This is a genomic window from Planctomyces sp. SH-PL62, from assembly GCF_001610895.1.
Taxonomy (GTDB): Bacteria; Planctomycetota; Planctomycetia; order Isosphaerales; family Isosphaeraceae; genus Paludisphaera.
On the sequence record NZ_CP011273.1, the window covers coordinates 3,807,295 to 3,816,417 of the forward strand.

Annotated in this window: 7 protein-coding genes and 1 pseudogene; 2 read left to right on the forward strand and 6 right to left on the reverse strand. The window is 68.9% G+C overall.

Features of this window, described 5'->3' with window-relative positions:
- Positions 1-4: 4 nt before the first annotated feature.
- Positions 5-217, forward strand: a pseudogene (locus tag VT85_RS30025) (ArsR/SmtB family transcription factor); the annotation flags it as partial.
- 195 nt (positions 218-412) lie between these two features.
- Here the strand turns inward: VT85_RS30025 and VT85_RS14835 are convergent.
- A complete protein-coding gene (locus tag VT85_RS14835; RefSeq protein ID WP_068422065.1) occupies positions 413-3,094 on the reverse strand; it encodes a beta-propeller fold lactonase family protein in 2,682 nt (893 codons plus the stop codon).
- 378 nt (positions 3,095-3,472) lie between these two features.
- On the opposite strand from VT85_RS14835, the gene VT85_RS14840 reads away from it, so the two are divergent.
- Entirely contained in the window at positions 3,473-4,480 is a 1,008-nt protein-coding gene (locus tag VT85_RS14840) for an endonuclease/exonuclease/phosphatase family protein (RefSeq protein ID WP_068416675.1), read from the forward strand.
- A 182-nt stretch (positions 4,481-4,662) separates the two neighbouring features.
- Here the strand turns inward: VT85_RS14840 and VT85_RS14845 are convergent, their stop codons facing one another.
- From VT85_RS14845 to VT85_RS14865, 5 genes are all read right to left on the reverse strand, one after another.
- Positions 4,663-5,628: an SDR family NAD(P)-dependent oxidoreductase gene (locus VT85_RS14845; protein WP_068416678.1), complete on the reverse strand. Its 966-nt coding sequence runs from the start codon at positions 5,626-5,628 to the stop codon at positions 4,663-4,665.
- A gap of 46 nt (positions 5,629-5,674) precedes the next feature.
- The gene (locus VT85_RS14850) at positions 5,675-6,259 is read right to left on the reverse strand and encodes an ABC transporter ATP-binding protein (protein WP_197490729.1); all 585 of its coding nucleotides are present in this window, start codon (positions 6,257-6,259) and stop codon (positions 5,675-5,677) included.
- A gap of 90 nt (positions 6,260-6,349) precedes the next feature.
- Positions 6,350-7,468, reverse strand: a complete 1,119-nt coding sequence (locus VT85_RS14855; RefSeq protein WP_068416681.1) for an ABC transporter permease — start codon at positions 7,466-7,468, stop codon at positions 6,350-6,352.
- A gap of 29 nt (positions 7,469-7,497) precedes the next feature.
- Entirely contained in the window at positions 7,498-8,343 is an 846-nt protein-coding gene (locus VT85_RS14860; RefSeq protein ID WP_082858986.1) for a class I SAM-dependent methyltransferase, read from the reverse strand.
- Between the two features lie 33 nt (positions 8,344-8,376).
- Positions 8,377-9,120 (reverse strand): class I SAM-dependent methyltransferase, encoded by a 744-nt coding sequence (locus VT85_RS14865; RefSeq protein WP_082858616.1) that lies wholly within the window; start codon positions 9,118-9,120, stop codon positions 8,377-8,379.
- Positions 9,121-9,123 lie beyond the last annotated feature (3 nt).

The following is a 9,123-nucleotide window of genomic DNA, read 5'->3' on the forward strand; positions in this document are numbered from 1 at the left end:
CCTGATGTCCGAGAAGTTCCGCATGCTGGCGGACCCGACCCGGCTGGCGATCCTCCGCGCCCTGATGGCGGGGGAGCGGAACGTCTCTCAGGTGGTCGAGGAGACCGCCAGGAATCAGGCCAACGTCTCGAAGCATCTCAAGATGCTGGCCGACGCGGGTTTCGTCGCCCGCCGCAAGGAGGGGTTGCAGGTCTTCTACAAGCTCGACGACCCGCTGGTGGAGCGGCTCTGCCGCCTGGTCTGCGAGACGATCGTCGAGGAGGCCCGCGAGGGGATGGAGCGTGGGAAGGCCCTGCTCGACGGTTGGGAAGGGGGAGGCGGGAGGGGCGGTGACGGGCGGCTTCGGTTCAATTCAAAGGGGAGGCGGGGGGGCGGGCGCTCGGCTGGAAGGCCGTGCGCCCGCCCGACGCGCTCAATCATCGTCGTCGTCGACGACCGCCGTGATCGCCCATTCCGGATAGGGGATCGCCGAGCCTCGGAGGGCCCGCCAGAGGATGCGATTGAGGACGTCCTCCGGCGCCTTGTCGACCTCTCGGAAATTGAGCTGGGCCGAGAGGAGGGCGTCTTCACGGAGGTGGGGGTCCCGGATCGCCTTGGGATCGGGATTCATCTGATCCAGGGGGACGCGGTTGGCGACCGAGACGAACGGCGTGGGGTCGGGCTCGTCGGTGAAGCAGTCGAACATCGGCGTCGCGCTGGCGTCGAACTGGTTCATCGGCGGCAGGCCGAGGATCTGCTCGATCGTGCGGATCATGCTCGTCGTGTTGTACTGGGTGCTGACCACCGCGTTGCGCTTCGCGTAGGGGCTGGCGCAGTAGGCCGTCGTGCGATAGCCGCTGACGTGATCCCAGCCGGCCTGCGGGTCGTCCTCGATGGCGAAGACGGCCATCTTGTTCCAGAACCGGGAATGGCTCAGCGCCTCGACGATCCGACCGAACGCCAGGTCGTTGTCCGCCATGCAGGACGCCGGGGTGGGGCTGCCGACGCTCGTGCCGCTGGTGTGGTCGTTGGGCAGGCAGATGATCACCAGGCTCGGGTACTCGCCCTTCTCCTCGAATTCCTTGAGTTCGCGGATGATAAAGTCCGCGCGGTACTGGTCGGGGACCGCCATCTCCCAGCCGACGTAGTCCGTCGGGGAGTAGGGTCGGATGGACTCGATCGCCGGCTCGCTCTCGAAGACGACTTCCTGGGATTCGCCCTTCCAGGTGCGATAGCAGGCGAGGTAGTCGGGGGTCCCCTTCCGCGCCTCGTCACGCCAGCGGACCTTCGGAACCATGAACTCGCCGTAGTTTCGGATGGTCTTCTTGTGGGCGACGGCGTTGTCCCACAGGAACCCGGCCGGAGAATAGGCGAGGGCGTCCTTGTCGTCCTCCCCCATGCCGTCGGGATAGCTCCGCGGGAAGCCGGCGAAGCTCTTCTCCATGTAGTCCGTGCCGAAGGCCGTCGTGCTCCACTGGTGGCCGTCCGCGCTCAAGATCCCGGCGCAGTACGTGTTGTCCAGGAGGACGAACTCGTCGACCAGCTTGAACTGGTTCGGCGTGACGTCCGGTCCGAAGATGCAGAGATCGGCCCGGCCCCGGCCCCGCTGGTGCGACCCGAGGACCTGGTCGTAGGTCCGGTTCTCCTTGATGACGTAGACGACGTGCTCGATCAAGCTGGGCTCGCCGATCCGCTCGGGGACGGCTCGCGGCGCCTGGCCCTCGCGGGGGGGCAGTGCGGCCTGGTCGATGGAGCCGCGCCGGAGGTTCCTGGCGGCCCGCTCCGAGAGCTTGGGCAGGTCTTCCGCCGAGGGGAGCGGCATCAGGGACACCGAACCCTGGTAATGGTGCGAGTTGAACCCCTTGGTCCCGTCCTTCTGCGTCTTCGGCACGGACGGCAGGCCCTTGATGTTGGCCACGCAAAGGGCCTTCCGGCTCGCGTCGTAAGCGATCGCGCCCGGGAACCACCCGGCGGGGATGAGACCTTCGAGCTTCGTGTCCCCCTTCTCATCGGGATCGAAGTGGAAGACGGCGACGGCGTTCTGCGTCCCGTTGGCGACGAACAGCCTGCGGCCGGAGTCCTCGAACGCCAGCGCGTTGGGCGACGCCCCGAACAGGTCGGACGGCTTGATCTTCGTCCAGACCGTCTCGACGACCGCTTCCCCGGCCACGTCGATCAGGCTGAGGTGGTCGCTCCCCGCGTTGGCGCACACGACGTACCGGCGATCCGGCGAGACGGCCAGCGCCGAGGCGTGGAGGCCGGTGGCCAGCTCGTTCGAGACGCGGTTCGCTCCCAGGTCGATGATGCTCACCGAGCCTTCGCTGGCGATGTGCCGCACCGGATCGACCCGTACCTCCGTCCCCCGCCCGGCCGGTCCGGTCAGGTCGCCGGGGCCGGGACGTCGGCCCCCCCAGTTGCTGACGAACGCCTTGCCGCCCGCCAGGACGACGTCGTACGGGGCGACTCCCACGTCCCAGGAGCGGAGCAGGGCGCCGTCGGCGGTGTTGATCTCCAGGAGCTTGTTGGAAAGATTGCCGCAGACGTAGATCCGGGCGTCGTCTTCCGAAAGCGCCAGTCCGCTGGGGATCTCCGCCTTGCGTCGAGGTGCGTTCGCCGCTGGCAGGGGGAGGACGTGCGTGGGCTGGATCGCGCCGTCGTCCGCCACGGCGAAGACCTTGATCGATCCGTCCACGTTGCTCAGATAGATCCGCTTCCCGTCGTGCGAGAACTTCAATCCGGTGTAGCTGACCTGCCCGGAGCGGTCCGGCTTGAGGATGTTCGGCGAGACCACGGTCGGCGGTTCCTGCTGCTCCTCGCTCGGGAGGGCGACCCGTTGCAAGACCTTCGCCTCGTCGACGTCGATCACGAGCAATTCGCTCGTCTTCCCCGAGACCACCAGCCGCTTGCCGTCCGGCGACAGGGCGAGCGCCTGGGGACGCAGCCCGGGCAGATCCACCTGACGGCCGTAGGGCGTGAGGATCTGATTCACGGGCGTGACGATCACGTCGTCCCGCCATCGACCGACGAGGTCCGTCGACGTCTCGACCGCGGGTTCCTGGCCGAAGGCCGCGGACGCCGCCGTCATCCAGCACGTGAGCATCAAGGCACGTCTCATGTCTTCCTCGAAAATCGCGGCCTGGCTTCGGGAAAACCCGGCGGCGCTCTGGGGGGAATCGGCGTCGCTCGTCATCCGGCGACGACCGAAGCCATCCTCATCATGCGGGAACGAGGAAGGAACTTCCACCCTCCGGTCGCTTGTTCCGTCCGGCTGCACATCGCCAACCTTCTCGGCGGTCGAGGATTCGACTGCTTTCAGGACGGCGCGATCGCCGTGATCCCTTCCGGGACGCGGCGAACGGCAAACCGTCGATGAGAAGGCCCCGTCGAGGACTGATAATCGGTGCTCGAATCAGCCATGATGACGTCTCGGGCGTTCGTGCTTCGCTTCGATCGAACGCCCCGTTGCAGAAAACGCTGGATTTGGAGCCGCACGATGAAGGTCGCAAACCATCGCAAATTCCGTGGATCAATTCTGGCGATCGCCCTGGCCTGCTGCTTCGGCCTGGTTGGGCTCTCCACCGAGGCCGAGGGCGCGGAGGACGCGCCGGAGACTGTTCGCGTGCTGACCTTCAACCTCTGGAATGGGGGCGACACGGGCAAGCAACCTCTCGACCGCACGGTCGAGGTCATCAAGCGGTCGCAAGCCGACGTCGTCGGCCTCCAGGAGACGGGTGGGCTTGCACCCGAAGGCCAGCCGCGTCCCGATCGCGCCGCCGAGATCGCCGAGCGCCTGGGATGGCACTATCTCGACCAGGGCGGCAGGATGGGGATCATCAGCCGTTTCGAGATCGTCGCCTCCACGCCGAAGAAGTGGGGCGTCAAGCTGGCGTTGCCCTCGGGGCGGTGGATGTACGCCTTCAACGTCCACCTGGCCCACAGCCCTTATCAGCCCTACCAGCTGCTGGGAATTCCCTACGGCGACGCCCCATTCATTGCGACGGAGGCCGAAGCGGTCCGGTTCGCCCGGGAATCGCGAGGGAGCCAGGTCGCCGAGATGCTCGCGGAAGTGAAGGCCGTCGCCGAGGAAGGGGCGCCGATGGTGCTCACCGGCGATTTCAACGAGCCGTCCCACAGGGATTGGACGGAGGCCTCCACGAAGGCCAAGCTTTGCCCTCTGAAAGTGGAATGGCCGTCGACCAGGGCGGTTGAGGACGCGGGATTCGTCGACGCCTACCGGAGCGTCCACCCCGACCCGGTCGAGTCGCGCGGCTTGACGTGGACGCCGACGACCAAGGTCGGCGACCCCAAGGACCATCACGATCGCATCGACTTCGTGTTCGTGGGCGGCTTTGACCGGCCGAACACGGCGGTGAAAGCCGCCCAGATCATCGGCGAATCGCAGGAGGCCGCCGATGTCGTCGTCAGCCCGTACCCCTCCGACCATCGGGCCGTCGTTGCGGAACTGGAGCTGCCAGCCGGCGAATCGACGACCACTCCCTGAAAAGGAAGGCCTCGTCGAGCGTGTGTCGGTTGATCGGCGGGCTGGATATCCGCTATTGGGGGAACCAGCCCGGCGCGTCGGCCAGGCGGACGGCGCGCAAGGCGTCGCCCATCGCCCCGATCAGGCCGTCGATCGTCCGGGGCCTGGCCGATCGCAGCCATGCAAGACAGTTCTCTCCGCGCTCAACTTTCGTGGGCTCCTTCCCTCCGTCGCTCATGGGGGGGCAGGGAGCAGGTGGCGTCGACGGCGTCGGGTGGCACTCCGGCGCGGGCCTCCTCGCGGTGTACGCGGCGGATCATCGCGGCGACGCCCATGTCCGCGAGGGCGGGGGCGAATTGCAGCATCGCCCCCAGGGCCCGGAAAGGCCACACGATACGGCGGGGTGTCCGGAGACGACTCCGGGGGCGGTCCAGAAGACCGACGATCTGATGCGCGGCGGCATCGACGTCGGTCGTCATGAACGCCGGGGGCCTGTCGCGCATGGCGTTGTAGAGGGCGTCCGGCGCGGGGGCCACCCCAAGGGGGCGGGCCGTCCCTCGTGGACCGGTCCTGCGTCGGACCGCGTCGAAAAACTCCGTCGAGACAGGGCCCAGGTCGACGAGGCTGACCGAGACTCCCTGGTCGCGCAGCTCGCGACGCAGGGCGTCGTTCCAGTAGGCGAGCCCCGCCTTGGTGGCCCCGTAGACCCCGAGGATGGGATTCGCCACGGCGGCGATCGCCGAGCCGATGTTGATCACGGAGCCACGCGAGGCGATCAGGAACGGCAGGGCGTGCCGGGTCAGGACGATGGGCGCGACGAAGTTGACCGCGGCCTGTTCACGGAGATCCTCGGGATCGCACTCGGAATAGTAGCGGGGCAGGCCGATCCCCGCGTTATTCACCAGGACGTCGAGTCCGCCGAATCGGTCGACGACCGCCGCGACCACCTTCTCGGGAGCATCCGGGGCCGCGAGGTCCTCGGCCAGCACGAGCGGCTCGCCGCCGAGCGCCCGCACGTCCTCGGCCACGTCGCCGAGCAAGCCCTCGCGGCGGGCGACCAGGGCGATTCGATGGCCCCTCGGGGCGGCCGTCCGCGCGATCGCGGCGCCGAGCCCCGAGGAGGCCCCGGTGATCAGGATGGTCTTTCGACCCTCGCGCGTCGACGGCATGGTTCGGCTCCCGCGTCCGTGCTTCATCAGGCCCCCGCGAGATCGCTCACGCCTCCACGATCCGGCCGTCCTTCATCGCGATCACGCGATCGGCGGCCCGGGCGACGTCGGTCCCGTGGGTGACGATCAGGAGCGTGAGCCGCCGGTCGCGGCGGAGCCGAGCCAGGAGTTCGAGGACCTCCGCCTGCGTCGCCGAGTCCAGATTGCCCGTCGGCTCGTCCGCCAGGAGCAAGGTCGGCTCGTTGGCCAGCGCCCGGGCGATCGCGACGCGCTGTCGTTCGCCCACCGACAGCCGGCGGGGCAGGTGTTTCGCACGCGGCGACAATCCGACCTCGTCCAGCAGCGCCCGGGCGCGGGCTGCTCGCTCGCCGCGCGGGCGGTCGGACTCGAACATGGGCACCTGCACGTTCTCAAGGGCGGTCAGCGTGGGGACGAGATGGAACGACTGGAAGACGAAACCCAGCCGGCGGGCCCGGAAGGCGTCGAGGTCGATCCGGGAGAGAGGCTCGCCGCGGAAGAAGACTTCCCCCTCGTCCGGCCTGTCGAGCCCGCCGAGCAGGTGAAGCAGGGTGCTCTTGCCGCAGCCGGAAGGGCCGGTGACGGCGACGAACTCTCCCTCGGAGATCGACAACGAGACCCGCGAACGGCCCGCACGTCGCCGTCGGGGTAGGTCTTCTTCAGGCCCTCGGCCCGGAGCAGGGGGGGCGTGGCCGCGGCGATTTCACTCATGACGGAGGGCCTCCGTGGGCTCCAGCCGGGACGCCCGGATCGCCGGGTACAGGCCGCCCATCAGGCCTAGCACGGCCCCCATCGCCAGACCGGCCACGTACGCGTACGCGGGCAAGTTCGGGTCGATGAAGCCGCGCGACGTCGGAGAGAGCATCAGCGCCCGCATCCCCAGCGTCGCCATCGCCCAGCCGGCGAGGACCCCAAGCCCGACGATGGCCGCCGCCTCGCCCATCAGGAGCTGGATGATGCGCCGGCGTCGCCAACCCAGGGCCCGGAGCAGGCCGATCTCCGAGGTCCGTTCGAAGACCGCCATCGCCATCGTATTCAGGAGCCCGATCGACCCCAGGGCGACGGCCACGCCGGTCGTCGCCACGGCCATCGCCCTCGCCAGCCGGAGTTGCACGTTGCCCTGGACGTAGTCTCGCGCCGGCACCGCGGCCACGCCGTCCAGCTGGCCCTCGATCGCCTCGCCGAGCGACTTCGGATCGACGCCCGGCTTCGCGGCCACGACCAGGCCGGTCACCATTCCCTCGCGTCCCATCATCCGCTGCAACTCGCGGAGGGGGACCACCAGCCCGCCGTTCTCGAACAGGCTGTCGCTCTCGTAGACGCCGACCACCCGGAACGGCTCCCCCGCGATCGAGGCCGAATCCCCGACCTTCTTGCCCAGGTTCAGGGCCAGGACCCGGCCGAGGAGGACCGACCGAGCGTCGCCCTCTTCCAGGAGCCGGCCGTCCACGACCCGCAGCCCGCGCATCAGGAGCCCCCCCGGCTCCCAGCCGTTGGCGAGGACGCTGGCGAGATTCGACTCCTCGAACGAAACGGAGTCCATCAGGGACCGGGCCACGCCCCCCACGCCGGGGATCTCGCGGATCACCTCCCCGAGATTCTCGTCGAGGTTGCTGGAGAGTTGGTCGCTGATGCCCGCGCGGACGACGATCAGGTCGATGCCCCGGGCGTCGTAGATCGCCGTCATCGCGCGCTCGAATCCCCGGGAGATCCCGGTCAGCATGACGACCGCCGCGATCCCGACCCCGAGGCCGACCACGGTCAGGATCGTGCGCGACGGGCGGCCGAGGATGTTGCGCAGGACGAAGATGGAGAGTCCCATCGGGACGTGCCCTCGTTGCCGGAGTCGCCTCAGCGCGGCACCGTGCCGTGCATGACGTAACCCATCTTCATCCAGATCAGCTCATATCGGAAATCGGCCAGGACCTTCCGGCCGATCGCCGGGACGTCCAGGGCTTTGTGCCGCTCGACCATCTCGGTGAACTCGGGGCCGAGGTTCTTGGTGACCAACCGCTCGAAGTAGCGGTCGAGGCCGGGGAGGCCGATCTTGTGGAACCAGAGGCGATCGGTCAGGTTCGGGATCTCGTCGGAGATCACGATCGTCCCGCCCGGCTTCACGGCCCGGGCCATCTCGCGCAGGGCCTTCTCGGGGTCGTTGAAGTAGTTGAAGGCGCCGATGCTCAGGCAGGCGTCGAAGGCACCGTCTCGCACCGGGAGATCCTCGGCCTCGCCGAGCACGAGCCGCACGTCGCGGCCCTCGGCCCGCTTTCGGCAGTTGGCGAGCTGGACCTTCGAGACGTCGATCCCGACCACCGACCAACTCGCCGGGAGCCACGGGAGGTAGACGCCGTCGCCGACGGCCACGTCCAGGAGCTTGAGACCCTCCCCGGCCGGGAGATGGCGGAGCACCTTGTTCCGGGATCGCCGCTCGCCGCCGTTGCAGAGGAACGTGTACCACTCCCAGAACCGGAATTTGGGCCAGAGCGGGCCGTCGTAGAACGCCCTCGCGACCTCGTTGTTGGCGTCGACCCGGTCTCGGACGACCAGGACGTCGTCGGCGACCGGGTAGGACGCGCCGCAGGAGGGGCAGCGCAGGGCGTCGGCCGCGTCGTCCATCTCGGCGGGCCCGCCGCAGGCCACGCACCGCCAGAGTCCTCCTCGCCAGGCGTCCGTCTCATTCTTGGCGGCCACGGCCATCTTCATCCTCCCGGGCGGAGCCTTTGGAACCGATCATGAGCGTCCCGTCATGCAATATCCCAGCCCTCGCCAGATCGTCGTCCGCCGCCAGCCCCCCCGTTCGGGGAACAGCGAGCCGAGGTCGATCCGCTGGGCGAGGACCATGGCCACGAAGTCCGGACCGAGCCCGAGGAGCCGGAGCCAGGCCGCGTCGATGCTCGGCAGGCCGATCAGGTGGCCGATGCCGCAGCGGTGGAGCCACGGGGCCTCGTCGGCCACGACCATCACGCCTCCCGGCCGAGTCACGCGCCGCAACTCGCCGATCGCCGCCTCATGCTCCCCGAAATAGTTGAACCCGCCCACGCAGAGGCAGGCGTCGAAGGAAGCGTCGGCGAAGGGGAGTCGTTCCGCCTCCGCCCAGGCGAGCCGGCCGGCGAGCGCGGGGAACCGCCGGAGGCAGCCCTCCAGCCGCGATCGGGCGATGTCGACGGCGTAAACGTCCCAGCCGGGGCCGAGGAACGGCAGGTTGTCGCCGTCGCCGACGCCGACCTCCAGGAGCCGGCCCGAGACCTTCGGCAAGTGCGCCAGGATCGGCCTCCTCGCCCGCTCCTGGCCCCCCTGGAGGGAGAGGAAGGCGTGCTCCCAGGGGCGGAACCGCGCCCACTCCGGACCGTCGTAGAATGCGGCCGCGACTCGGTTGCGGCCCGAGAGCGGGCCGATCGCCTCGACGATCCCGTCGCGTGCGGGGAAGTCCTCGCGCCAGACGGACGCCTCGATCTGCGGCGCAGGCATGTGCATCGG

Excerpts from the sequence above, each read along its gene's own strand:
- VT85_RS14835 (WP_068422065.1), bottom strand. The coding sequence starts at position 3,094 with ATGAGACGTGCCTTGATGCTCACGTGCTGGATGACGGCGGCGTCCGCG.
- VT85_RS14840 (WP_068416675.1), top strand. The coding sequence starts at position 3,473 with ATGAAGGTCGCAAACCATCGCAAATTCCGTGGATCAATTCTGGCGATC.
- VT85_RS14845 (WP_068416678.1), bottom strand. The coding sequence starts at position 5,628 with ATGCCGTCGACGCGCGAGGGTCGAAAGACCATCCTGATCACCGGGGCC.
- VT85_RS14855 (WP_068416681.1), bottom strand. The coding sequence starts at position 7,468 with ATGGGACTCTCCATCTTCGTCCTGCGCAACATCCTCGGCCGCCCGTCG.
- VT85_RS14860 (WP_082858986.1), bottom strand. The coding sequence starts at position 8,343 with ATGGCCGTGGCCGCCAAGAATGAGACGGACGCCTGGCGAGGAGGACTC.
- VT85_RS14865 (WP_082858616.1), bottom strand. The coding sequence starts at position 9,120 with ATGCACATGCCTGCGCCGCAGATCGAGGCGTCCGTCTGGCGCGAGGAC.